Source organism: Pseudomonas koreensis, assembly GCF_036668835.1.
Taxonomy (GTDB): Bacteria; Pseudomonadota; Gammaproteobacteria; order Pseudomonadales; family Pseudomonadaceae; genus Aquipseudomonas; species Aquipseudomonas koreensis_I.
This window is the reverse complement of record NZ_JAZEVW010000001.1, coordinates 43,865-66,799: the sequence shown is the minus strand read 5'-3', so window position 1 is coordinate 66,799 and position 22,935 is coordinate 43,865. Positions and strand designations below refer to the sequence as shown.

The window sequence follows — 22,935 nt, the reverse complement described above, 5'->3', positions numbered from 1 at the left end:
GTTTTTGTTTGTGCCCGAACATCTGTTGTCAGGGCTATTGCTATCGCGAGCAGGCTCACTCCTACATTTGGAATGCATTCCCCTGTGGGAGCGAGCTTGCTCGCGAAGAGGCCGGAGCTACCGATAGAGAACTCTGGCATCCCTGAACCGCCGCCTTATAATGCCCGCCTTTGTAAACACAGCAGGCTGTCCCACCTTGGCAAACATAGATAACCCGGTCGCCGAAATGGCCCCCGACGGCTTTTACCGCGTCGCGCTGGGCGTCGAGTACAAAGGTTCGCGCTACAGCGGCTGGCAGCGGCAACTGACGGGTGTCGCTACGGTGCAGGAAGAACTTGAAAAGGCCTTGTCGAAAGTTGCCAATTCGCCGGTTTCCCTGCAGTGCGCCGGGCGTACCGACGCCGGCGTGCATGCCTGCGGGCAAGTGGTGCATTTCGACACTCAGGTAGATCGCTCGCTGAAGGCATGGGTCATGGGTGCCAACATCAATCTGCCCCATGACATCAGCGTCAGTTGGGCGCGGGTGATGCCGGCGCACTTTCACGCGCGCTTCAAAGCGATCGCCCGGCGCTATCGTTATGTGATCTACAACGACCAGATCCGCCCGGCGCATCTCAACGAAGAAATCACCTGGAATCACCGTCCGCTGGACGTCGAACGCATGGCCGAAGCCGCGCAGTACCTGATTGGCACCCACGATTTCAGTGCGTTTCGCGCCGGCCAGTGTCAGGCCAAGTCACCGATCAAGAAGATGCATCACCTGCGTGTGACCCGGCACGGCAAAATGATCGTGCTGGATATTCGCGCCAATGCCTTTCTGCATCATATGGTGCGCAATATTGCTGGTGTGCTGATGACCATCGGTGCTGGCGAGCGTCCGGTGGAGTGGATGAAAGAAGTACTGGAAAGCCGCGAACGCCGCTCCGGCGGGGTGACCGCGCATCCTTACGGTCTGTATCTGGTGCAAGTCGAATACCACGATGAATTCCCGCTGCCGGAACGTTTCATCGGGCCACATTTCCTTACGGGTTTCTCCGAACTTGACGGCTGACGCCCTCGAGCGCTTTTGTTACCATCCGGGACTTTCCCGGATTTAGCCTCGGAGTTTTTCCACATGTCAGCCGTTCGCAGCAAGATTTGCGGGATTACCCGCATCGAAGATGCGCTCGCCGCGGTTGAAGCCGGCGCGGATGCCATCGGGCTGGTGTTCTACGCCAAGAGTCCGCGGGCGGTCAGCGTGCAGCAGGCGCGGGCGATCATCAAGGCGCTGCCTCCATTCGTTACCACGGTCGGCCTGTTTGTCAACGCCAGCCGTTGCGAATTGGGGGAAATCCTCGATGCGGTGCCGCTGGACCTGCTGCAGTTCCATGGTGACGAAGCCGCCGAAGACTGTGAAGGCTGGCATCGCCCATACATCAAGGCGTTGCGGGTCAAGGCGGGCGATGACATTGCCGCGGCCTGTGATGCCTATCCGGGCGCCAGTGGCGTGCTGCTCGATACATACGTTGAGGGCGTGCCTGGTGGAACCGGGGAGGCGTTCGACTGGTCACTGATTCCGCAGCATCTGAGCAAGCCGTTGATTCTGGCGGGCGGGCTGACTCCCGAGAACATTGCCGACGCGGTTACGCGGGTAAAGCCTTACGCGGTGGACGTCAGCGGCGGGGTGGAGCTGAGCAAGGGCATCAAGGATCACGCAAAGATTCGAGCCTTCATCGAGGCGGTACGCAAAGCACCATAAGGATGTGACGGCTGGCAGTCTGCCGCCGTCCATCAATGCACCTGCACACGGCAGGCGCGGCTGAGGGTTGTCGTTTCGCACGCAGGTCATTTTTCGCACTGATCGTGGCTTGCGGCAATCATCGCCACACACATGAATTTAGCTCAAGGGCATACGCGGGGCTGCGAACCAGAGCGTTCGGGCCGCCGGTACTGGAGAAAGAAAGCATGAGCAACTGGTTAGTAGACAAACTGATCCCTTCGATCATGCGCTCGGAGGTCAAGAAGAGCTCGGTGCCTGAAGGTCTGTGGCACAAATGCCCTTCGTGCGAGGCTGTGCTGTACCGCCCGGAGCTGGAAAAGACCCTGGATGTTTGCCCAAAGTGCAACCACCACATGCGCATCGGCGCACGCGCGCGCATCGACATTTTCCTCGATGCCGAAGGTCGCAACGAACTGGGCGCTGATCTGGAGCCGGTTGACCGTCTGAAATTCCGCGACGGCAAGAAGTACAAGGACCGCCTGACCGCGGCGCAGAAGCAGACCGGCGAGAAAGACGCGCTGATCTCGGTCAGCGGCACGCTGCTGGGCATGCCGGTGGTGGTTTCGGCTTTCGAATTCAATTTCATGGGCGGTTCGATGGGCGCTATCGTCGGTGAGCGCTTTGTGCGTGCTGCCAACTACGCGCTGGAAAACCGTTGCCCGATGATCTGCTTCGCCGCTTCCGGCGGTGCGCGCATGCAGGAAGCGTTGATCTCGCTGATGCAGATGGCCAAGACCTCGGCCGTGCTGGCGCGCCTGCGCGAAGAAGGCATTCCGTTCATCTCGGTGCTGACCGACCCGGTCTACGGCGGCGTTTCCGCCAGTCTGGCGATGCTCGGCGACGTCATCGTCGGTGAGCCGAAAGCCCTGATCGGCTTCGCTGGTCCACGTGTGATCGAGCAGACCGTGCGGGAAAAACTGCCGGAAGGTTTCCAGCGCAGCGAGTTCCTTCTGGAGCACGGCGCGATCGACATGATCATCCATCGTCAGGAGCTGCGCCCGCGTCTGGGCAACCTGCTGGCGCAAATGACTGGCAAGCCGACACCGAAATTCGTCGCTGCGCCCGTCGAGCCGATCGTCGTGCCACCGGTCCCTGCCGGCCTATGACCGAGCGCACCCTTGGCGAATGGCTCGCCTACCTTGAGCAGTTGCATCCCTCAGCCATCGACATGGGGCTGGAGCGTTCGCAACAGGTAGCGTCCCGCATGGGGCTTGGCCAGCCGGCGCCTCGGGTGATCACGGTCACTGGCACCAACGGCAAGGGTTCGACTTGCGCATTCGTGGCGTCACTGCTGCGTGCGCAGGGCTTGAACGTTGGTGTCTACAATTCTCCGCACCTGCTGCGTTACAACGAGCGGGTGCAGCTCAATGGCGTCGAAGCCACTGATGCGCAATTGTGCGAAGCCTTCGCTGCAGTCGAGGCCGGGCGCGGCGACACTTCCCTGACTTACTTCGAAATGGGCACGCTGGCGGCGTTCTGGCTGTTTCAACAGGCCGGTCTGGATGCTGTGGTGCTGGAAGTCGGCCTGGGCGGGCGGCTGGATACGGTCAACGTCGTCGATGCGGACATCGCGCTGGTGACCAGTATTGGCGTCGATCACGCTGACTATCTCGGTGACACCCGCGAATCCGTGGCCTTTGAAAAGGCCGGTATCTTCCGACAGGGCAAACCTGCCTTGTGTGGCGATCTCAATCCTCCGCAACCGCTGCTCGACAAGGCACGTGAACTGGCGTGCCCGTTTTTTTTGCGCGGGCGTGATTTCGATCTTGGTATCACTGATCAGCACTGGCAGTGGCGCGGTACCGATGCGCAGGGCCAAGTGGTTGAGCTGCACGACTTGCCGCTGCTCGACCTGCCGATGGAAAACGCCGCGCTGGCCTTGCAGGCGTATCTGTTGCTTGGGTTACCCTGGGATGCGCAGCGGATCGTGGCTGCATTGCAGGCCACGCGTGTAGTCGGGCGCCTTGATCGGCGGACCTTCGAGTGGAAGGGCAAGCGTCTGAACCTGTTGCTCGATGTCGGCCACAATCCGCATGCCGCTGAATACCTGGCCCGTCGTTTGGCTTCGCATCCGCCGCTCGGCAAGCGTCTGGCAGTGTTCGGTCTGCTGGCCGACAAGGATCTGGATGGTGTTGTCGGCGAATTGAATGCTAGTGTCCAGCACTGGGCGGTGGCGCCGCTGGGTTCGCCGCGTGCACGCCCGGTTGCGGAGCTGCACGCAGCGTTGCGGGGGCTTGGCGCCTCGGTCACGTCTTACGCCAGTGTCGCTGCCGCTTTGCAAGGGCAGTGCGCGCTGGCGACCGCTGACGACGAGATTCTGTTGTTCGGCTCATTTTATTGTGTCGCCGAGGCCCTTGAATGGCTGTCCCGGCGCTCCACGGAGGAAGCGGCAAATGGCTTTGCTGGATAAAGCGTACAAGCAGCGCATGGTTGGCGCACTGGTGCTGGTAGCGCTGGCGGTGATTTTCCTGCCGATGCTGTTTTCGCGTCAGGACGAACAGCGCCAGGTGACGGTCGATGCGCCCGCCGCGCCGCAAGCGCCGGTCGTGCCGCAAGTGCAGATGGAACCGGTGGCCGTGCCCGAGCCGCAAGCCTTGCCGCAAGAGCCCGTGCCCACCGACGAAGAAGTCGCCGAAGATACCGCGCCGGCCGCTCCAGCGGCGCCCTCCGCACCAGCGCCAGCGCCAGCACCCGCTGCGCCTATCGCAATCGCCAAGCCGGCAGCGCCGCCTGCGGTGTCCAAGCCGATTCCGGCACCGGCACAGCCGATCACCTCATCGTCGACCAAGCCTGACCCGGCGCAAAGCCGCGTCGATGCCAACGGTCTGTCGGTGAGCTGGTCGGTGCAACTGGCCAGTCTGTCGAGCCGCGCCAGTGCCGAAAGCCTGCAGAAAAACCTGCGCAGTCAGGGCTATAACGCCTACATTCGTTCCGCCGACGGCAAGAATCGGGTGTTCGTCGGTCCGCTGATCGAGCGCGCCGAAGCCGATCGTCTGCGCGATTTGCTCAGCCGTCAGCAGAACCTCAAGGGTTTTGTTGTGCGTTTCCAGCCCGAGCGCGGTTAAAAACTATCGCCTCGATTGAAAAGCACAGAAAATCGCAGCTTACCGAGAGGCATGCGCTCTGCTAAAATGCGCCGCCTTATCCGTCTGTAGGCTGCACTGTGCCATTTACCTGGGTTGACTGGGCGATCGTTGCAATCATCGCCATCTCCGCTTTGATCAGTCTGAGCCGCGGCTTCGTCAAGGAAGCATTATCGCTGGTGAGCTGGATCATCGCAGGAGCCGTCGCCTGGATGTTCGGTGGCTCATTGTCCGAGTACCTCGCCGGATACATCGAAACCCCATCGGCTCGCGTGATCGCGGGCTGTGCCATCATGTTTGTCGCCACGCTGATCGTGGGCGCAATGATCAATTATCTTATCGGCGAGTTGGTTCGCGTCACCGGGTTGTCCGGGACCGATCGATTCCTCGGCATGGCCTTCGGCGCAGCGCGTGGCGTGTTGCTGGTGGTCGTGGCGGTCGGGCTGTTGAGCCTGGGGCCGGTACAGCAGGACGGGTGGTGGAAAGAATCACAGCTCGTACCCAAGTTTCTATTGGTCGCCGACTGGTCCAAAAACCTGATTCTCGGGTGGAGCAGTCAGTGGCTTGCCAGCGGAATCAGCGTACCCGCTGATATTCCGTTCAAGGAGCAACTCTTGCCGACGGCGAAAACGCCTCAGTGAGTGTTGTTCAGTTCAGATCCATTAAGTAGGGGTTGCGTCGCATGTGTGGCATCGTCGGTATCGTCGGTAAGTCGAACGTCAATCAGGCGCTGTATGACGCGCTAACCGTGCTCCAGCACCGCGGCCAGGACGCTGCCGGTATCGTGACCAGCCATGATGGCCGGTTGTTCCTGCGCAAGGACAATGGCCTGGTGCGTGACGTGTTCCAGCAGCGTCACATGCAGCGTCTGGTCGGCCACATGGGTATCGGCCACGTCCGTTACCCGACGGCGGGCAGCTCGACTTCGGCCGAAGCCCAGCCGTTCTACGTCAACTCGCCTTACGGCATCACGTTGGCGCACAACGGCAACCTGACCAACGTCGAGCAGTTGGCCAAGGAAATCTACGAATCCGATCTGCGTCACGTCAACACCAGTTCCGACTCGGAAGTGCTGCTCAACGTGTTCGCCCACGAGCTGGCCCAGCGTGGCAAGCTGCAACCGACCGAAGAAGACGTGTTTGCCGCCGTGACTGACGTGCACAACCGTTGCGTCGGTGGTTACGCCGTTGTGGCGATGGTTACCGGTTACGGCATCGTCGGTTTCCGCGATCCGCACGGCATCCGTCCGATCGTCTTCGGTCAGCGTCACACCGACGAAGGCGTCGAGTACATGATCGCCTCGGAAAGCGTTTCGCTGGACGTGCTCGGTTTCACCCTGATCCGCGACCTCGCGCCGGGCGAAGCGGTGTACATCACCGAAGACGGCAAGCTGCACACCCGTCAGTGCGCGACAAACCCGTCGCTGACCCCGTGCATCTTCGAGCACGTCTATCTGGCGCGTCCGGATTCGATCATTGATGGCGTGTCGGTCTACAAGGCGCGTCTGCGCATGGGTGAGAAGCTCGCCGAGAAGATCCAGCGCGAGCGTCCAGAGCACGATATCGACGTGGTCATCCCGATTCCGGACACCAGTCGCACCGCGGCACTGGAGCTGGCCAACCACCTGGGCGTGAAATTCCGCGAAGGTTTCGTCAAGAACCGCTACATCGGCCGGACCTTCATCATGCCGGGCCAGGCGGCACGCAAAAAGTCGGTGCGCCAGAAGCTCAACGCCATCGAACTGGAATTCCGCGGCAAGAACGTGATGCTGGTCGACGACTCGATCGTGCGCGGCACCACCTGCAAGCAGATCATCCAGATGGCCCGCGAAGCCGGCGCGAAAAACGTCTACTTCTGCTCGGCGGCGCCGGCGGTACGCTTCCCGAACGTCTACGGCATCGACATGCCGAGCGCGCACGAATTGATCGCCCATAATCGTTCGACTCAGGACGTGGCGGATCTGATCGGCGCTGACTGGCTGATCTATCAGGATCTGCCGGACTTGATCGAAGCGGTCGGTGGCGGCAAGATCAAGATCGAGCAGTTCGATTGTGCGGTGTTTGACGGCAAGTACGTCACCGGCGACGTCGACGAGGCCTACCTGAACAAGATCGAGCAGGCACGCAACGATGCCTCGAAGGTCAAGACCCAGGCGGTCAGTGCGATCATCGATCTGTACAACAACTGAGTTTCTACCGGCCCTGAGGGGCCGGTTTCGTATCTGATATCAATCGAGAACAGGGCAAGGAGTGACAGCATGAGTCAGGAATGGGATGCCGGTCGGCTGGACAGCGACCTCGAAGGCGTAGCGTTCGATACTCTGGCCGTACGCGCCGGTCAGCACCGTACGCCGGAAGGCGAGCACGGCGATCCGATGTTCTTCACCTCCAGCTACGTGTTCCGTACCGCTGCCGATGCGGCCGCGCGGTTTGCCGGTGAAGTGCCGGGCAACGTCTACTCGCGCTACACCAACCCGACCGTGCGCGCATTCGAAGAGCGCATCGCTGCGCTGGAAGGTGCCGAACAGGCCGTTGCAACCGCCACTGGCATGGCCGCAATCATGGCGGTGGTAATGAGCCTGTGCAGCGCTGGCGATCACGTACTGGTTTCACGCAGCGTATTCGGTTCGACCATCAGCCTGTTCGAGAAGTACTTCAAGCGCTTCGGCGTGGAAGTCGATTATGTGCCGCTCGCCGATCTGTCGGCGTGGGATGCGGCGATCAAGTCCAACACCAAACTACTGTTTGTCGAGTCGCCATCCAATCCGCTGGCCGAGCTGGTCGATATCGCCGCGCTGGCGGAGATCGCTCATGTCAAAGGCGCGATGCTGGTGGTCGACAACTGCTTCTGCACCCCGGCGTTGCAACAACCGCTGAAAATGGGCGCCGATATTGTTGTGCACTCGGCGACAAAATTCATCGACGGCCAGGGTCGTTGCATGGGTGGTGTGGTCGCTGGTCGCAGCGAGCAGATGAAAGAAGTGGTCGGCTTCCTGCGTACCGCCGGGCCGACGCTGAGCCCGTTCAATGCGTGGATTTTCCTCAAGGGTCTGGAAACCCTCAACCTGCGCATGAAGGCGCATTGCGCCAACGCGCAGGAGCTTGCCGAATGGCTGGAGCAGCAGGAAGGCATTGAGAAGGTCCATTACGCCGGTTTGAAGAGCCATCCGCAGCACGAACTGGCGCAGCGTCAGCAGAAAGCCTTCGGTGCAGTGGTGAGTTTTGAGGTCAAGGGGGGCAAGGAGGGCGCCTGGCGCTTTATCGACGCCACTCGGCTGATTTCGATCACTGCCAACCTGGGCGACAGCAAGACCACCATTACCCATCCGAGCACCACCTCCCACGGCCGTCTGGCGCCGCAGGAGCGCGAAGCGGCAGGGATTCGTGACAGCCTGATCCGCATAGCGGTCGGTCTGGAAGATGTGGCCGACCTGCAGGCCGATCTGGCGCGCGGTCTGGCTGCGTTGTGATTGAGTTGTCTACGCCGAGCGCAGGCACCCATGGCCGCGTTGCGCTGGTCACGGGGGCCGCGCGGGGCATCGGTCTGGGGATCTCGGCCTGGCTGATCAGCGAAGGCTGGCAAGTGGTGCTGACCGATCTGGATCGCGCGCGGGGCTCGAAAGTGGCGAAGGTGCTGGGTGAGAATGCCTGGTTCATCGCCATGGATGTTGCCGATGAAAGTCAGGTCGCCTTGGGTGTGGCTGAGGTGCTGGGGCAGTTTGGCCGGCTCGATGCGCTGGTTTGCAACGCCGCTGTGGCTGATCCGCACAACATCACTCTGGAAAGCCTCGATCTGGCGTACTGGAATCGTGTGCTGGCGGTGAACCTCAGCGGGCCGATGCTGCTGGCCAAGCACTGTGCGCCGTACCTGCGCGCGCACAACGGTTCGATCGTCAATCTGGCCTCGACCCGTGCCCGCCAGTCCGAGCCGGATACCGAGGCGTACGCGGCGAGCAAAGGCGGGCTGCTGGCCCTGACTCACGCATTGGCGATCAGCCTCGGGCCAGAAATTCGCGTCAACGCCGTCAGCCCCGGCTGGATTGATGCTCGCGACCCGTCTGCGCGGCGCGCCGAACCCTTGGCGGATGCCGATCATGCCCAGCATCCGGCGGGCAGGGTAGGCACGGTCGAAGACGTCGCGGCGATGGTGGCGTGGCTGCTCTCGAGGAATGCCGGGTTTGTCACCGGGCAGGAATTCGTTGTCGATGGCGGCATGACCAAGAAAATGATTTACGAGCAGTGAGCATCAGCTTCAAGCTTCAAGCTTCAAGTTGAAGAAGGGCGGTGATGTCCCTGATTTGGGTGTTCATGCTTTTTCTTGCAGCTTGCAGCTTGCAGCTTGCAGCTAAAATCTGTTTTTGAAAAAAACTTCAATCCTGCTATTGACTTAGGTTCGCTACCTGCGTAAATTTCGCGGCCTCGGAGATGCAAACGGGTGATTAGCTCAGCTGGGAGAGCGTCTGCCTTACAAGCAGAATGTCGGCGGTTCGATCCCGTCATCACCCACCACTCTCGAGAAACTTGCGCAAGCAAGAACGTAGGTTGAAAGTGCCTGCACCGACGCGCAGCGGTAGTTCAGTCGGTTAGAATACCGGCCTGTCACGCCGGGGGTCGCGGGTTCGAGTCCCGTCCGCTGCGCCATATTTAACGAGTCAGATCAGTCTGGTTCGCGATTGTCAGGCACCGAAGCCTGCAGTCAAAACGAGTTACTTGAGCGCAAGCTCAAAGCGATACGCAGCGGTAGTTCAGTCGGTTAGAATACCGGCCTGTCACGCCGGGGGTCGCGGGTTCGAGTCCCGTCCGCTGCGCCATATCTGCTCCAGGGCCCACTGAACGCCTTGAAGCACCGAAGTCAACCAACAGTTGATTCGGAATCGATAGCAAAGACCCTGGTCGAAAGACCGGGGTTTTTTGTGTCTGAAATTTGGTTTTTCCTCTCTGCTCCTTCCTCCTGATTCTGAATCCAGCATAAATCCCTATGTGGGAGCGAGCCTGCTCGCGAATGCGGTGTATCAGCAAAAAAAAATGCACTGACTGACACTACGCTTTCGCGAGCAGGCTCGCTCCCACAGGGTCTGTGACATCGGGTGCGGTACCACGCCGCATTGATTTTTTGATTATTTAGTCAACTTTTTTGTGTCTGGTTGTTTGCTGCGGCCTCGGAAACCTTTAAAGTTAACCTTTCGGTCAGCTTTGCACTGTCAACACAGCTCTTTGCTTCGCCAGAAAGAGCTTCTGCAAGACTCGAGATCCCCAGTAGATAACCACAAGGGCGGATATATAACCGCCCAGAGGATGATCCATGTCCAACCGTGAAATATCCCGGCGCTCGTTCCTCCAGGGCGGGCTGGTGGCGGGTGTGAGCGTCACGCTCACGCCGCTCAGCAGTCAGGCGCTGGCTGCCTTGATGGAAAACAGCGTCACCGTGCCGTCCGAGCAGTGGCTCGGCAACAATGGCAAGGCGCGTCAGCGTAACGATGCCTTGTCCAAGGTCTGCGGCAGCAAAGTATTTGCACGCGATATTCGTTCCAAAGACATGCCGGGCTGGCCTGAACAACAAGGCCATGCCATGTTGCTGAAAACCATCAAGGCTGACCGAATCTACAGCGGCTTCGACCTGTCCTGGCTCGGCACCGAGTTGCAGCCGGACCGTATCGTCACCGCCGCTGACCTGGACAAGGACGGCATCGTCTTCCCCGAAGAGCACGCGCCCGATCCGTTGTTGCCGGAAGGCAAGGTGCCGATGTTCATCGGCCACCCGGTAGCCATCCTGATCTGGAACGATTTCGAGCGTTTCCGCCAGGCCAAGAATCAGCTCAAATTCAATGACAAAGCGATTCGTTACGGCGACAAAGTGCCGTTTTACGAAGGCGATCCCTACGGCAGCTTCCGCTATGTACGTGTCGGCGGGCCGACCTCGGCGGATGAAGACGAGTTTGCCAGCCTCAAGGACTCGATCCTGTTCCCAATGCTGAAAAACCGTCGCCCGGTGTGGAATTCCCAGCCGAACCTGCACGGCAACCTGACCGAGCGCGGCCTGTTCTACGCCGATCGCATGAAGAAAGAGATCGATACGCCGCCGGACAACTGGCTGGTGTTCGACGAGCGCTACAAGACGCCATCGATCGAGCCGGCCGCGCTGGAGCCTGACAACGGCAACGGCTGGTACGATCCGCAGACCAAGACCCTGCACTTCGTCGTGGCCACCCAGTGCCCGCTGGAAGTGGCGACCGAGACCGCGAAAATGATCGCGCCGTCGCGTTTTGGCCTCGCCAACCTGAACATGCACCCGGGTTACACCGTCGGCTACGGCTCCAAGGATCACAACATTTTCGTCTACTACGCAGCCCTCGCTGCGCTGTATGGCGCCGGGGTGCCGGTGCGTCTGGCCAACGATCGCTACGAGCAGTTCCAGAGCGGCATCAAGCGTCACCCGTTCGACATCCGCTACCAGTTGGCCATGGACAAGAACGATTACACCTTCAAGATTTTCCGCGCTGAAATGAGCGTCGACGGTGGCGGTCGGGTCAACTACAGCCCGTCAGTGGCGGCGGTCGGTGCGACAGCGGCGCAGTCGATCTACTACATGCCGCAAAACGATCTGCAGGTCACCGCGTACCACTCGCGTGCGGTGGAAGCGGGTTCGATGCGCGGTTACGGCACGCTGCAGAGCATGGCGTCGACCGAAATGATGGTCGATGAAATCGCCGATCGCCTCGGTGTCGACGCGATCGATCTGCGCCGCAAGAACGCCCTGCGTTCGGGCATGAAAAACACTCAGGGCGCGATTCCAGCCGGTGCGCTGCGTCTGCACGAAATCCTCGACAAGGCCGCAGTGCACGAGGTCTGGAAAAACCGCGACGCGATCAAGCAGCAGCGCGAAGCGGCAGACCCGGACAACTGGTATGGCGTTGGTTTCGCCATTTGCCAGAAAGACTTCGGTACCGGCTCCGAGGCGCCGATGGCCAGCATCGAATTCAGCGCTGACGGGCGCATCAGTCTGCGCCACATCGGTATCGAAATCGGCACCGGCATGTCCACCTCGCAAGCACTGGTTGTCGCCGATTTCCTCGGCAGCCCGGCCCATGAAGTGAAGACTGGCGAAACCGAATGGAAGGAAATGCAGCTGATCACCAGCGGCAACCCTTACATCATGAGTCAGGCCGAGCAGGACAACCTGCTGCGCAACCCGCGTTGGGTCGGCAAGCTGGCTTCGGCATCGTCGGCAACCAACTCGGCTTACTACTTCAGCCACGCCACCCGTGAAGCAGCGCGCGTGCTGTTCAATCATGGATTGTGGCCGGCCGCGCTGGAGATCTGGCGTCAGGGCCCGTATGGCGGCCAGGCCAACCCTTACGTGGTGCGTCGCGAAGATGCGCATTGGGTTGACGGCAAACTGACCGCCAACGGCATGCAGCCGTTGAGCTTTGAAGAACTGGCCAAGCGTGCTCACGAACGCGGTCTGGTCACCGCTGCCACCGTGCACGGTTTCAACCGCTGGAGCTGGGCCGAGGCTGAATACAGCATCGACGGCGTACGCGAGCGCTTGCCGCTCGATGGTCTGGCGGTGAAGTACGGTGATGGCGCGCCGCAAGCGAAAAAAGCGCAGATGAACAGCGCCGGTTTCCATTTGCTTGATCGTCAGAACATCCACTATCCGGTGGTGCAACTGAATAACGCCGCAGTGACTTATTACAGCCCGGTCGCCACGCTGGTCGAGCTGAAGGTCAACAAGGGCTCTGCAGAAGTTGAAGTGCTCAACCACCACTCGTGGATCGAGTGTGGTCGTGTGCTGGTCGAAGAACTGGTCAAGGGCCAGCTCGAGGGCGGTATCGCCATGGGCATCGGACACGCCTTGATGGAAGAGATGCCGCTTTACGAAGGCGGGCCGGGGGAGGGTGACTGGAACTTCAACCGCTATCGCTTGCCGATGGCCCGTCACGTTGCAGTGTGGAAGCAGACCGCGGAAATTCTGCCGCCGCTGTCACCGAGCGATCCGTCCAAAGGCATCGCCGAAGTGGTGATGATCCCGATTGTCGGTGCCATCGGTAATGCCGTGGCCCACGCCATCGGTAAACGTGTTCGCGATCTGCCTATCACTGCTGCGCGCATCAAGGAGGCCCTCAATGGCTAACCGTCCGCTTCAACTGACCCTCAACGGTCAATCCGTCGGCCCGGTGGACATCCCTGATGACCTGCCGATGATCGACTATCTGCACGAATACAAGAACCTCACCGGTTCACGTCTGGGCTGTGGCCAGGGCATCTGCCACGCCTGCGTGGTGATCGTCGACAACCCGGACGGCACCAGCGAAGAAGTGCGCACCTGCATCACCGGCGCGCATTACTTCGAGGGCAAAAAGGTCCGCACCATCGAATCCCACGCCAAGCGTGACGAGCATGGGCAGGTTACTGAGCTGAATCCGATCCAGCAACGTTTCGTCGATGAGTTTGCCTTCCAGTGCAGCTACTGCGCGCCGGGCTTCGTCAACGCCGCGACGGTATTGGTGGAAAAGCTGCAGCGTCAGCCAATCGTCAAAAGCCAGCTGGAGCAGGTCATCGAGGACAGCCTCGGCCATCACATCTGCCGTTGCACCGGGTACGTGCGTTATTACAACGCCACCCGCAACGTGCTGACCGATCTCGGCCTGGTCAAGGAGGGTTAAACATGAAGCGTTTACTGACCCGCCTGACGCTGGCGGTCGGCCTTGCCGCGCCAGTGCTGTTCGCCCACGCCGATGAGCAAGTCAAACGCGGCGAATACCTCGCCCGCGCGGCTGACTGCATGGCCTGCCATACCGCAGCGGGTGGCGCGCCGTTTGCTGGAGGACTGCCGATCGTCTCGCCGTTCGGCACGATCTACGGCACCAACATCACTCCGAGCAAAAAGTACGGTATCGGTTTGTATAACGATGACGAGTTCTTCGCGGCGCTGACCGCAGGCAAGCGGCGCGACGGGGCGAACCTGTATCCGGCGATGCCGTACACCTCGTATCACCTGATGCCTCGCGCAGACTCTGACGCGATCCATGCCTATCTGAAAACCATCGAGCCGATCGAGCGTGCCGCGCCAGTCACCAGCCTGAGTTTTCCGTTTAACGTGCGCCCGGGTCTGATGGGCTGGAACATGCTTTACGGGAAAGACTTGAAGCTGGACTCGGCCGAAGGCAAAAGCGAACCGTGGAAGCGCGGCCAGTACATGGTCGAAGTGCTCGGTCACTGCGGCGAATGCCACACCCCGCGCGGCCTGCCGGGCGCAATGCAGCTGGACAAGCGCTTGACTGGCGGCATCCTCAACGGCTACCTGGCGCCGAGCCTGCTCGCCACCGATCTGGCTGCGCGCGGCTGGAATCAGCAGGATCTGGCGACGTTTCTTAAACATGGCATGAGTGCGCAGGGCACGATGTTCAACGAGATGTTCCCGGTGTTTCACAACAGCACTCAAGGCCTCAAGGATGCGGATCTGGCAGCCATGGCGACTTTCCTGTTGGGCGAGCAACCGCCCGCAGCCAAGGCGCTGGTTGAGGTGCCGGTCGAGCAGCTCGGTGCCAGTGCCCAGCGCGGTCGTCAGGAATACCTGAACGTCTGCGCCGGTTGTCATGCGGCGGGTGGCGAAGGCAAGCCGCACATCGCGGTGGCCATGCGCGGCAATACCACGTTGCGTCTCGAAGATCCGCGCAACCTGCTGCGGGTGATCGAGGATGGCATCGGCGAACAGAAGTTTTCCGGGTTCGAGCGCATGCAACCCATGCCGGGTTTCGCCGACAAGCTCAGTCCTGAGCAACTGACCGATCTGCTCAACTACCTGCGTCAAGGCTGGGGCGGGCAATCGACAGAGCTGGCGGTGAGCGAGGTACAAAAGCTGCAAGCGGACGCACCGTCGATCGAGCACAAGGCGCACTGACATGCAGCATCTCGATCTGCAAGTGGTGCGCCGGGCGTTGGAGTGGTCACTGGCCGGGCAGCGCATCTGGCTGTGCACGGTGTTGGCCACCTACGGCTCGGCACCGCGCGCGCCGGGTTCGCTGCTGGCGGTGAACGACGGCGGGCAGTGGATCGGCTCGCTGTCCGGTGGTTGCGTCGAGGAGGATTTTCTCCAGCGCGTCGCCGAGGGTGCGTTTCACGATGCCGTCAACGTTGTGCGTTACGGCGAGGGGGATGATCCGCGCTCGCGGGTCAGTCTGCCCTGTGGCGGCATTCTTGATGTGCTGGTGGAAAAACTCGACGCCGACTGCGAGGTGCAGGCGCATCTGCGCGAACTGGAGTCGGCGCTGCTGGGGCAGCGTCGTTTGATTCGTGAGGTCGATCTGGCCGATGGTGCGCGTGGTCTGTTCGCTGACCGCGAGCAGGGCGCGCGAATCGAACGCGAGCTTGATCGGGTACGCATTCGTTTCGGCGCGGCGCAGCGCTTGCTGCTCGCCGGGTATTCCAGTGTCGCGCAGGCATGCGCCGAGTTCGCCGTAGGCCTCGGCTTCCAGGTGATTCTCTGCGACCCGCGCGATGAAGTGCTCGAAGGCGTCAGGCTGGATGGCGTGGAAATTCGCCGGCAGTTGCCGTCGGTGTTCATCGCTGACGGCGGCTGTCATCGCGACACTGCGGTGGTGGCGCTGACGCACGATCCACGCATCGACGATCTGGCGATGATGGAAGCAGTGCGCACCGAAGCGTTCTACATCGGCGTGATGGGTTCGCTGCAGACTTCGCAAAAGCGCTTCGAGCGTTTGCGTCGGATAGGCGGGCTGGGGGAGGGCGAGCTGGCGCGGATTCATGCGCCTATCGGTCTCAATCTCGGCAGCAAGACGCCGGCAGAAATCGCCTTGGCGGTGCTGGCCGATATCGTGCGGATCCGTAGCGGGATTCCTCGGGACCAGCTCTGAGTCACGTTTCATGAAAAAGGGGCCGCTGTTCAGCGGCCCCTTTTTTACATTCCGAATTTGTCGCGCAGTCCGTAATACCACGCGCCGAGTGCGGCGAACGGTGTGCGCAGCAGCTGCCCGCCGGGGAACGGGTAGTGCGGCAGATCGGCGAACGCATCGAAGCGCTCGGCCTGACCGCGCAACGCTTCGGCTAACACCTTGCCCGCCAGGTGCGTATACGTGACGCCATGGCCGCTGCAACCTTGCGAGTAATAGATGTTGTCGCCGAGACGACCAACCTGCGGCAAACGCGACAGCGTCAGCAGGAAGTTTCCGGTCCAGGCGTAGTCAATCTTCACATCCTTTAGCTGCGGAAAAGCCTTGAGCATTTTCGGGCGGATAATCGCCTCGATATTGGCCGGGTCCCGCGCGCCATACACCACACCGCCGCCGAAGATCAGGCGCTTGTCGCTCGTCAGGCGATAGTAGTCGAGCAGGTAGTTGCAGTCTTCAACACAATAGTCCTGCGGCAGCAGCGCCTTGGCCAACTCATCGCCCAACGGCTCGGTGGCGATGACCTGAGTGCCGCACGGCATCGATTTGGCCGCCAGCTCCGGCACCAGATTGCCGAGGTAGGCGTTGCCCGCGACGATGATGAATTTTGCCCTGACCTTGCCCTGCGGCGTATGCACAGCCGGATTGGCACCGCGTTCAATACGCACCGCCGGTGATTGTTCATAAATGGTGCCGCCAAGGGATTCAACCGCCGCAGCTTCGCCAAGAGCCAGGTTCAACGGATGGATATGACCGCCGCTCATGTCGAGCATGCCCCCCACATATTGCTCACAGCCGACGACTTCGCGAATACGACGCTGATCGAGCAGCTCAAGCTGAGTGTGGCCGAAACGCTCCCAGAGGCGCTTCTGCGATTCCAGATGGCCCATCTGTTTGGGCGTGAGCGCGGCGAACACGCCACCGTCCTTCAAATCACATTGAATAGTGTATTTGGCGACGCGCTCGCGAATGATCCGCCCGCCTTCGAAGGCCATCTCCCCAAGCAATTGCGCTTGCTTCGGGCCGACGCTGCGTTCGATGACGTCAATGTCCCGGCTGTAACTGTTGACGATCTGCCCGCCATTGCGCCCCGAGGCGCCGAAGCCGACCCTGGCCGCTTCGAGCATGGTCACGCGAAAACCGCTCTCCAGCAGAAACAGCGCCGAGGACAGCCCGGTGTACCCGGCGCCGATCACACAGACATCCGTCTCCACATCATCCTGCAGCGCCGGACGTGACGGCGCGGCGTTGGCCGACGCAGCGTAATAAGACTCTGGGTAAGGGGTGTTCGCCATCCTGCCGCCTCTGTTTAATATATTTTACGAGTGAGCTGATCCTACCTGAGTTGAAAAACCTCCGCCAGCCACCGGAAAAAACCGCGTCGCCAAGGGCAAATTAAATATTTTGCATATTCATAGGGTTAGGTGAAAAAAAGGTGTTGACACCCCTTCGGAATTCCGTAGAATGCCGCCTCACAGCAGGCACGTAGCTCAGTTGGTTAGAGCACCACCTTGACATGGTGGGGGTCGTTGGTTCGAGTCCAATCGCGCCTACCAAACAAAATCCGCTCTGCTGGGCGGTCTGGAAGGGCTCACCGAAAGGTGGGCCCTTTTTTGTTGTCTGCGATTTGCCAAATTCGCTTGGTGGCCAGCGTAGCTGAAAGGGCTTTCAAGCGTGTACGGTCAGGCACGCTGCGGATTGCTACGTGCGTTTTCTTCCCCTGCCAGATTTGTAAAGAATATGCAGCCTATGAGCCTTGCGAACAGCGTCAGTGTTTCGGCGAGGTCCGGGTTATCGAACAGCACTGCTCGAGAATCCAGCGCGCACAAAGCCCCCCACAATCTTCCGTCCGGCAGAAACACAGGTGCGCCGGCATAGCTCTCGATCGCAAATTGCTTGACGACTGGACGTGAGCACAGCCGACCGTCTTCACTGATTCTCGGCAGGAAAAGCACCTTGGGGTCGCGCCGGAACTCGCTGCAAAGCGTGGTCTCCAGATCCAGGGTATCGCCGACGTTGATACCTAGCTCAATCGGATCGTACGCCGAGCAAACTATCCATTCGGTCTCGGTAAATTTTGCGATCCCGGCAAAGCGTGTTCCGGTCAAGCGCGTTACGAGCTGCAAGATATTGGTTGTTGCTTCGATTTCGGCAATCGCCGAGCGTTCTTCTGCACTCAGGGATGCTTTGAGAACAGTCTCACTCATTTCCATGCGTTCAAATCTCCGGATTTCTTCTACGTTGCCCGGCCTGTCCCTGACATCGTCTCTTCCAAGGTTCTTGCCAGCGTCGTTAGCGTAGCCTTCCTCGCGTGCCTTTGTCACAGGACCATTTCCTGCATCGACCGTTCGCTTTCAGGTACGTTAGTCCAGCATCCACTAAAATAATGTGGATATTGAAGGGGTTACGGTCGTATTGAACCAGCCGGTTATCAGAAAATTGTTGTGACGGCAGATGGGATTGAGTAACATCCGCCCCGCGTTCACCACCACGGTTTATGCATTTTTAAATCCCAAGCTTCCATCAGCTGCTTGGGATTTTTTTTGCCTGCGATTTGGCTTTTTCTTTCGTGACGATTCGGTTCGACAAGGGCGTTACGCGTGTCACGATTCTCTGAACGGATAGCTTTGGCCCATGACGTGACATTTGTTTAGCGGTGCGAATTCGCTGCGCTCTATCGGAAACGTCCGACAGCCAGTCTTTGAGATGGCAGGTAGTATCTGGCGGGCAACGGGAGGATTGGCGTGATGAAGTGAAGGCGGGGCTTGCGTGTCAGGCGCCGTGCCCAGCGATGTGGGAAGCGGATGGCAAAACGGCGCGTAAAGCTCTAGCCAGTCATTCCACAAGGTAAACGGACTGGCTACTGACTGCGATGCGACTCAAGGCGTTTGGGGCTTGTCCGGAGCGGTCAGGCCAGCCTGGATGCGCTGGTAAATCTCTTCACGGTGCACGGCCACGTTTTTCGGTGCGTTGATGCCAATGCGGACCTGTTGGCCGCTAACGCCCAGAATCGTGATAGTGATGTCGTCGCCAATGTTTATGCTTTCACCGACTTTGCGGGTGAGTATCAGCATGGTCTTCTCCTTGATTGCTTTGTAGGGCACCTGATTCAGACAGTGCAGAGGTCGGTGGTACGTATAGATTAGTGCGAAGTCTCACGGTTTGGGTGCCTCTTTCTGACGCGCAGACGCGGCATTAATTCCCAGGGCGTAACTATACAGAGGCTGCAAGCATCAATCTCGTTGTTTTGTGCCCATTTTGCGGGGCTCGCGAAGATTTATGAATGATAAGATCGTGGCTTTGGCATTTTCGAGGAAAGCGTTGTGCGCAAATTGGTCTGGGTAATCGCAGCACTTGTACTGGCGGGCTGTGGAGAGGGCAAGCAAGGTGATCTGCCGACACCGAAAACTGCCGTTGCAGCGCCGGCAGTCGCCGCTGCTCCGCAGTGGGATCTCGAGGTGCGTGGAGAAACGCCGCAGGCGGTCAGTGATCTGAGTGGCTGGTTGATCGAGCATGCTTTCGTGCCGACGGTCATCAAGGACAGCAGCGGTAAAACGCGGATTCTGATTGGCCCGTTCAACTCCAGGGAAGAAGCTGAAGCCCGGAAGGTGCAGGTGGACGCGGCGCTGGTAAAGGCGAAAAAACAGAACATCGAATCGGTGCTGATCGAGCATCCGCTCGCGCCATAAACGATCCGTTCGGCGGAGCCTCCTAAAGGTTGTCAGGCGCGACTCGTTCCTTGTCCAGTCGCTGATGATTTCCAGAAGGAGTTCCCATGGCCTCCGCCAACCCGTACAAGCTGTTTGATACAACCCTGCATCGCAAGACCCGGTTGAGTCCGCACCTGATGCGCATCACATTGTCGGGCCCATCGGTGGCCGAGATGGCTACGTGGGCCCCGGATCAGCGAGTGAAACTGTTTTTCCCGGCGGCCAATGGTTCGCACGCGAAGCTCGCGCAGGAGGACGGCTGGTACGCTCGGTTTCGCGCGATGCTGGCGGATCGACGCCCGGCGATGCGCACCTATACCATTCGCAACTTGCGCGCCGGGCAGGGCGAAGTCGATATCGATTTTGTGCTGCATGGCGAGACCGGACCGGCATCGCGCTGGGCACTGCATTCGCAGCCAGGCGATGCGATGCAGATCCTTGCACCTGACCGGCAATTCTCGGCGAAGGAGGCGGGCGGTTTTGAGTGGAAGCCGCCGCAAACCCTCAAGCAAGTGCTGCTGGTTGCCGATGCGACAGCGCTGCCGGCCGCGATGGGCATACTGGAGCAGTTGGCGATGTCTTCGGCGCCGCCGCAAGTCAAGGCGTTTTTCGAAGTGGACAGCCTGCAGGACATGCTTGCCGTTCCTGATTGGCCGGGGTTGTCGGTGCAGTGGCTGGTTCGCGATCAGGCGAGCGAGTCGGTCGCAGGAACCTTGATGGTGCAAGCCGTGCGGGCGGCTGCTCTGCCAATCCATGCGGCCTCGGTTGCTCAATTACCTGAACTGGCTGATGTTGATATCGAAAAAGACATTCTCTGGGAGATCGCCGATACCGCCCCGGATGGATTTTATGGCTGGATTGCCGGAGAGTCTGCGGCGGTGATGAGCTTGCGCAGATACCTGATCAAGGACTGCGGCCTACCGCGCGAATCGCTCAATCTGATGGGGTATTGGCGGCAAAACAAGGCGGCCAACTAGCCAATAAAAAAGCCTCGAACATCACGTACGCGGCTTTTTTTGTGGCTGCCGATTCAGCCGCAGGCTTTCATGTTCACCGGGCCGACGAACTCATTGCCGCGTCCCATCACACACGCCACGCTCTGATTGCGCTGAAGCTCCCAGTCCTGCACCGGGTAAGTCTTGTCCCACGCCTCATACAATTTTCGATCCTGTTTAGAAAGGCGCAGGCCGTATTGCTTGCTCATATAGAAGTACGTCCGGGCAATCATGCCGCGGATGGAAGGGCGGGGCATGACCTTCTTTGCCTTGAAGTCGACTTGGGTCAGGCACGAGCCATATTGGCCCGATTGCACCGGCAGCCAGCCAAAGCTGAAGTTGCTGCGGTCGCCATTCACCTCGCCAATGCTCGGCACCAGGTTGTGCAGATCGGCCTCGGCTTTCTGATAGACCGGGTCGTAGCGTGTGCAGTTCTTGCGTCCACCGGTCTGCCAGCATTGGCGCTGATGGCCGATTTGCCAGGCCGGAACAATGTGTTCCCACTCGATGCGCGACGCACGCTTGGCATTCTTGCGCGGTACGTAGCCGCAGGCTTTCAGATCAACCCGGTTCCCGGTGTATTTGCACCCACAATAAAATTCGGTGGACTGTGGGGCATAGAGTTTCCAGGCCGCCTTCTTGGCTTCGGAAAAGGTTCGGGGGGCCCCAGCCTGAGCACCCACGGTGACAAACAACAGCAGCAACGCAAAACAGCGGACACTCATTGAATCAATCTTCCTTCGGCACAACCCAAAAAATCTGTACGCCACCGTCGTCGCGATAAGCGAGGGTGACATTGTCGTTCTCGTCGATTTCCTCGAGCAGGCGCTCCCAGTCATCCATCGGCTCGTCTGGCAGACGGAAGATCAGCGCGGCTTTGGCTTTTTGGGCGGTGGGGGAATTGATGATTTTCTGAACGCGCATACCCATGCGTTCGTAAGCGTCAGGAGCATCAGGGGAGGTAGCCACGAGGTTATCCTTATTAAGCTGTACGTGCATACAGTATTTAACTGTAAGCGTTTTCGCAACTGCTTAAAATTCAAGAAAATCCTCTGACAGTGGTTTTCCGGTTTTGGTGTGGGAGGAATCGAATTTTTTGTAGGAAAAGTGCGCGATGACGGTAAGCAGCGCATCACCCGCTTTTGTACACGGATGATGCGCAGATTGCCCGGTCAGGGATGGACCAGGCGAAGGTCAATCAGTATTCCCAGAACATCCGTTGCAGTTCTTTGCTGTCGTTGGTCTTGGTCAGCGCGACCATCGCCAGAATGCGGGCTTTCTGCGGGTTCAGGTCATGTGCAACGACCCAGTCGTACTTGTCGTCAGGTTGCTCTGCGTTGCGCAGAACGAAGCCGCCAGCGTTGACATGGGAAGAGCGGATGATCTGTACACCATCCTTGCGCAGCGCTTGCAGGGCCGGGACGACACGGGAGGACACCGAGCCGTTGCCGGTGCCGGCGTGGATGATCGCCTTGGCGCCGGACTGGGCAAGCGCTTTGTAGGCGGTATCGCTGACGTTGCCGTAGGAATAGGCGATTTCTACGTCAGGCAGGCTCTTGATGTTCTTGATGTCGAATTCCGAATCCATGGTGTGGCGCTTGGCCGGCAAGCGGAACCAGTAGGATTTGCCTTCAACGACCATGCCCAGCGGGCCCCAGGCACTTTTGAACGCCTCGGTCTTGATATTGATCATTTTGCTGACGTCGCGACCGGACTGGATTTCATCGTTCATGGTCACCAGTACGCCTTTGCCGTGCGCCTCTTTGCTGCTGGCCACGGCCACGGCGTTGTACAGGTTGAGCATGCCGTCAGCGGACATGGCGGTACCCGGACGCATCGATCCGACCACGATGATTGGCTTGTCGGTTTTTTCCACCAGGTTCAGGAAGTACGCGGTTTCTTCCAGGGTGTCGGTGCCGTGGGTGATGACGATGCCGTCGACATCCTTGCTGTCAGCCAGTTCGGCGACGCGGCGGCCCAGTTGCAGCAGGTTTTCGTTGGTGATGCTTTCCGAGGCGATCTGCATGACTTGTTCGCCACGCACGTTGGCCAGCTTGCTCAGTTCGGGAATGCCGGCAATCAGTTGCTCGACGCCGACTTTTGCGGCCTGGTAGGTAGCGCTGTTGGCGGCGCTGGCGCCGGCACCAGCAATCGTGCCGCCGGTGGCGAGTACCACGACATTGGCGAGCTTGGTCTGGGTTTCGGCTTCTTTTGCCTGAAGGGCGGTGGGCAGGAGTAGCAGGAGAGCCAATGCGCCCGGAACCAAAGTGTTGAAAGCAGATTTCATTATTTTTCTCTCTAGTAGTGAGACGGTGCTGATGCAGGTTCATCTAGATGCGCCCCAAGCCGATCTGGATGCCCGGGGTGCGATGAAGGGAGCAGGATCTGTACCAGCCGTACTGTGCCCCGCCAAAATGCTTAACCTGATGATTTACATCAAGATTTCAGGTGTAAGTAAAAGTGGGACGCAAGGGTTTAT

At 59.7% G+C, this 22,935-nt stretch carries 21 protein-coding genes and 4 tRNA genes; 19 read left to right on the top strand and 6 right to left on the bottom strand.

Annotation, left to right across the window (positions count from 1 at the left end; genetic code table 11):
* Window positions 1-226 precede the first annotated feature (226 nt).
* The 16 genes from truA (at window position 227) to V6F91_RS00275 (ending at window position 15,718) form a co-directional block, all read left to right on the top strand.
* Window positions 227-1,051 (top strand): tRNA pseudouridine(38-40) synthase TruA, encoded by an 825-nt coding sequence (gene truA / locus V6F91_RS00350; protein ID WP_047600206.1) that lies wholly within the window; start codon window positions 227-229, stop codon window positions 1,049-1,051.
* Between the two features lie 63 nt (window positions 1,052-1,114).
* Entirely contained in the window at window positions 1,115-1,738 is a 624-nt protein-coding gene (locus V6F91_RS00345; RefSeq protein WP_332761496.1) for a phosphoribosylanthranilate isomerase, read from the top strand.
* 206 nt (window positions 1,739-1,944) lie between these two features.
* On the top strand, window positions 1,945-2,865 hold the full coding sequence (accD, locus tag V6F91_RS00340) for an acetyl-CoA carboxylase, carboxyltransferase subunit beta (RefSeq protein ID WP_090282652.1): 921 nt from the start codon (window positions 1,945-1,947) through the stop codon (window positions 2,863-2,865).
* The gene (folC, locus tag V6F91_RS00335) at window positions 2,862-4,169 is read left to right on the top strand and encodes a bifunctional tetrahydrofolate synthase/dihydrofolate synthase (RefSeq protein WP_332761487.1); all 1,308 of its coding nucleotides are present in this window, start codon (window positions 2,862-2,864) and stop codon (window positions 4,167-4,169) included. The genes accD and folC overlap by 4 nt, the downstream gene beginning before the upstream one ends.
* Complete coding sequence (locus V6F91_RS00330; protein ID WP_332761485.1) at window positions 4,153-4,824, top strand: SPOR domain-containing protein; 672 nt, start codon at window positions 4,153-4,155, stop codon at window positions 4,822-4,824. The genes folC and V6F91_RS00330 overlap by 17 nt, the downstream gene beginning before the upstream one ends.
* A 98-nt stretch (window positions 4,825-4,922) precedes the next feature.
* Window positions 4,923-5,483, top strand: a complete 561-nt coding sequence (locus V6F91_RS00325) for a CvpA family protein (RefSeq protein ID WP_332761484.1) — start codon at window positions 4,923-4,925, stop codon at window positions 5,481-5,483.
* Between the two features lie 41 nt (window positions 5,484-5,524).
* The gene (gene purF / locus V6F91_RS00320) at window positions 5,525-7,030 is read left to right on the top strand and encodes an amidophosphoribosyltransferase (protein ID WP_090282656.1); all 1,506 of its coding nucleotides are present in this window, start codon (window positions 5,525-5,527) and stop codon (window positions 7,028-7,030) included.
* A gap of 69 nt (window positions 7,031-7,099) precedes the next feature.
* Window positions 7,100-8,311, top strand: coding sequence for an O-succinylhomoserine sulfhydrylase (locus V6F91_RS00315; protein WP_332761481.1), 1,212 nt, complete (start codon window positions 7,100-7,102; stop codon window positions 8,309-8,311).
* Entirely contained in the window at window positions 8,308-9,084 is a 777-nt protein-coding gene (locus V6F91_RS00310) for an SDR family oxidoreductase (RefSeq protein ID WP_332761480.1), read from the top strand. Before V6F91_RS00315 ends, V6F91_RS00310 begins: the two co-directional genes overlap by 4 nt.
* A 190-nt stretch (window positions 9,085-9,274) precedes the next feature.
* Window positions 9,275-9,350, top strand: a tRNA-Val gene (locus V6F91_RS00305).
* Between the two features lie 55 nt (window positions 9,351-9,405).
* A tRNA-Asp gene (locus V6F91_RS00300) sits at window positions 9,406-9,482 on the top strand.
* A 93-nt stretch (window positions 9,483-9,575) separates the two neighbouring features.
* Window positions 9,576-9,652: transfer RNA gene (locus V6F91_RS00295), tRNA-Asp, on the top strand.
* 491 nt (window positions 9,653-10,143) lie between these two features.
* The gene (locus V6F91_RS00290; RefSeq protein WP_332761478.1) at window positions 10,144-12,975 is read left to right on the top strand and encodes a xanthine dehydrogenase family protein molybdopterin-binding subunit; all 2,832 of its coding nucleotides are present in this window, start codon (window positions 10,144-10,146) and stop codon (window positions 12,973-12,975) included.
* A complete protein-coding gene (locus V6F91_RS00285) occupies window positions 12,968-13,507 on the top strand; it encodes a (2Fe-2S)-binding protein (RefSeq protein WP_332761476.1) in 540 nt (179 codons plus the stop codon). Before V6F91_RS00290 ends, V6F91_RS00285 begins: the two co-directional genes overlap by 8 nt.
* A 2-nt stretch (window positions 13,508-13,509) precedes the next feature.
* Entirely contained in the window at window positions 13,510-14,745 is a 1,236-nt protein-coding gene (locus V6F91_RS00280; protein WP_332761475.1) for a cytochrome c, read from the top strand.
* Between the two features lies 1 nt (window position 14,746).
* A complete protein-coding gene (locus V6F91_RS00275; RefSeq protein WP_332761474.1) occupies window positions 14,747-15,718 on the top strand; it encodes an XdhC family protein in 972 nt (323 codons plus the stop codon).
* Window positions 15,719-15,762: 44 nt separating this feature from the next.
* On the opposite strand, the gene V6F91_RS00270 is transcribed toward V6F91_RS00275, so the two are convergent.
* Window positions 15,763-17,046: an FAD-binding oxidoreductase gene (locus V6F91_RS00270; RefSeq protein WP_332761473.1), complete on the bottom strand. Its 1,284-nt coding sequence runs from the start codon at window positions 17,044-17,046 to the stop codon at window positions 15,763-15,765.
* 184 nt (window positions 17,047-17,230) lie between these two features.
* Between V6F91_RS00270 and V6F91_RS00265 the strand changes: the two genes are divergently transcribed.
* Window positions 17,231-17,307: transfer RNA gene (locus tag V6F91_RS00265), tRNA-Val, on the top strand.
* Between the two features lie 126 nt (window positions 17,308-17,433).
* On the opposite strand, the gene V6F91_RS00260 is transcribed toward V6F91_RS00265, so the two are convergent.
* Both V6F91_RS00260 and csrA read right to left on the bottom strand, forming a co-directional pair.
* Window positions 17,434-17,964, bottom strand: coding sequence for a GAF domain-containing protein (locus V6F91_RS00260; protein WP_332762830.1), 531 nt, complete (start codon window positions 17,962-17,964; stop codon window positions 17,434-17,436).
* 666 nt (window positions 17,965-18,630) lie between these two features.
* A complete protein-coding gene (gene csrA, locus V6F91_RS00255) occupies window positions 18,631-18,825 on the bottom strand; it encodes a carbon storage regulator CsrA (RefSeq protein WP_003179932.1) in 195 nt (64 codons plus the stop codon).
* Window positions 18,826-19,074: 249 nt separating this feature from the next.
* Here csrA and V6F91_RS00250 point away from each other — a divergent pair, with 249 nt between their 5' ends.
* Together V6F91_RS00250 and V6F91_RS00245 are read left to right on the top strand one after the other, a co-directional pair.
* Window positions 19,075-19,440 carry an SPOR domain-containing protein gene (locus V6F91_RS00250; RefSeq protein WP_332761471.1) on the top strand — a complete coding sequence of 122 codons (366 nt, stop codon included), beginning with the start codon at window positions 19,075-19,077 and terminating at the stop codon, window positions 19,438-19,440.
* 86 nt (window positions 19,441-19,526) lie between these two features.
* The gene (locus V6F91_RS00245) at window positions 19,527-20,438 is read left to right on the top strand and encodes a siderophore-interacting protein (protein ID WP_332761469.1); all 912 of its coding nucleotides are present in this window, start codon (window positions 19,527-19,529) and stop codon (window positions 20,436-20,438) included.
* Between the two features lie 53 nt (window positions 20,439-20,491).
* Here V6F91_RS00245 and V6F91_RS00240 read toward each other — a convergent pair whose 3' ends face one another.
* From V6F91_RS00240 to V6F91_RS00230, 3 genes are all read right to left on the bottom strand, one after another.
* The gene (locus V6F91_RS00240; RefSeq protein ID WP_332761468.1) at window positions 20,492-21,181 is read right to left on the bottom strand and encodes an endonuclease I family protein; all 690 of its coding nucleotides are present in this window, start codon (window positions 21,179-21,181) and stop codon (window positions 20,492-20,494) included.
* Window positions 21,182-21,185: 4 nt separating this feature from the next.
* Window positions 21,186-21,455, bottom strand: coding sequence for a DUF1654 domain-containing protein (locus V6F91_RS00235; protein ID WP_090282667.1), 270 nt, complete (start codon window positions 21,453-21,455; stop codon window positions 21,186-21,188).
* 199 nt (window positions 21,456-21,654) lie between these two features.
* Window positions 21,655-22,743 carry an asparaginase gene (locus tag V6F91_RS00230; protein ID WP_093102799.1) on the bottom strand — a complete coding sequence of 363 codons (1,089 nt, stop codon included), beginning with the start codon at window positions 22,741-22,743 and terminating at the stop codon, window positions 21,655-21,657.
* Window positions 22,744-22,935: the final 192 nt, after the last annotated feature.

Bases quoted from the DNA above. Each gene is read 5' to 3' on its own strand.
- V6F91_RS00235 (WP_090282667.1), bottom strand. From the start codon at position 21,455: ATGCACGTACAGCTTAATAAGGATAACCTCGTGGCTACCTCCCCTGAT.
- V6F91_RS00240 (WP_332761468.1), bottom strand. From the start codon at position 21,181: ATGAGTGTCCGCTGTTTTGCGTTGCTGCTGTTGTTTGTCACCGTGGGT.
- csrA (WP_003179932.1), bottom strand. From the start codon at position 18,825: ATGCTGATACTCACCCGCAAAGTCGGTGAAAGCATAAACATTGGCGAC.
- V6F91_RS00245 (WP_332761469.1), top strand. From the start codon at position 19,527: ATGGCCTCCGCCAACCCGTACAAGCTGTTTGATACAACCCTGCATCGC.
- V6F91_RS00230 (WP_093102799.1), bottom strand. From the start codon at position 22,743: ATGAAATCTGCTTTCAACACTTTGGTTCCGGGCGCATTGGCTCTCCTG.
- V6F91_RS00280 (WP_332761475.1), top strand. From the start codon at position 13,510: ATGAAGCGTTTACTGACCCGCCTGACGCTGGCGGTCGGCCTTGCCGCG.
- folC (WP_332761487.1), top strand. From the start codon at position 2,862: ATGACCGAGCGCACCCTTGGCGAATGGCTCGCCTACCTTGAGCAGTTG.
- V6F91_RS00315 (WP_332761481.1), top strand. From the start codon at position 7,100: ATGAGTCAGGAATGGGATGCCGGTCGGCTGGACAGCGACCTCGAAGGC.
- V6F91_RS00345 (WP_332761496.1), top strand. From the start codon at position 1,115: ATGTCAGCCGTTCGCAGCAAGATTTGCGGGATTACCCGCATCGAAGAT.
- V6F91_RS00275 (WP_332761474.1), top strand. From the start codon at position 14,747: ATGCAGCATCTCGATCTGCAAGTGGTGCGCCGGGCGTTGGAGTGGTCA.
- V6F91_RS00290 (WP_332761478.1), top strand. From the start codon at position 10,144: ATGTCCAACCGTGAAATATCCCGGCGCTCGTTCCTCCAGGGCGGGCTG.
- V6F91_RS00260 (WP_332762830.1), bottom strand. From the start codon at position 17,964: ATGGAAATGAGTGAGACTGTTCTCAAAGCATCCCTGAGTGCAGAAGAA.
- accD (WP_090282652.1), top strand. From the start codon at position 1,945: ATGAGCAACTGGTTAGTAGACAAACTGATCCCTTCGATCATGCGCTCG.
- purF (WP_090282656.1), top strand. From the start codon at position 5,525: ATGTGTGGCATCGTCGGTATCGTCGGTAAGTCGAACGTCAATCAGGCG.
- truA (WP_047600206.1), top strand. From the start codon at position 227: ATGGCCCCCGACGGCTTTTACCGCGTCGCGCTGGGCGTCGAGTACAAA.
- V6F91_RS00285 (WP_332761476.1), top strand. From the start codon at position 12,968: ATGGCTAACCGTCCGCTTCAACTGACCCTCAACGGTCAATCCGTCGGC.
- V6F91_RS00270 (WP_332761473.1), bottom strand. From the start codon at position 17,046: ATGGCGAACACCCCTTACCCAGAGTCTTATTACGCTGCGTCGGCCAAC.
- V6F91_RS00330 (WP_332761485.1), top strand. From the start codon at position 4,153: ATGGCTTTGCTGGATAAAGCGTACAAGCAGCGCATGGTTGGCGCACTG.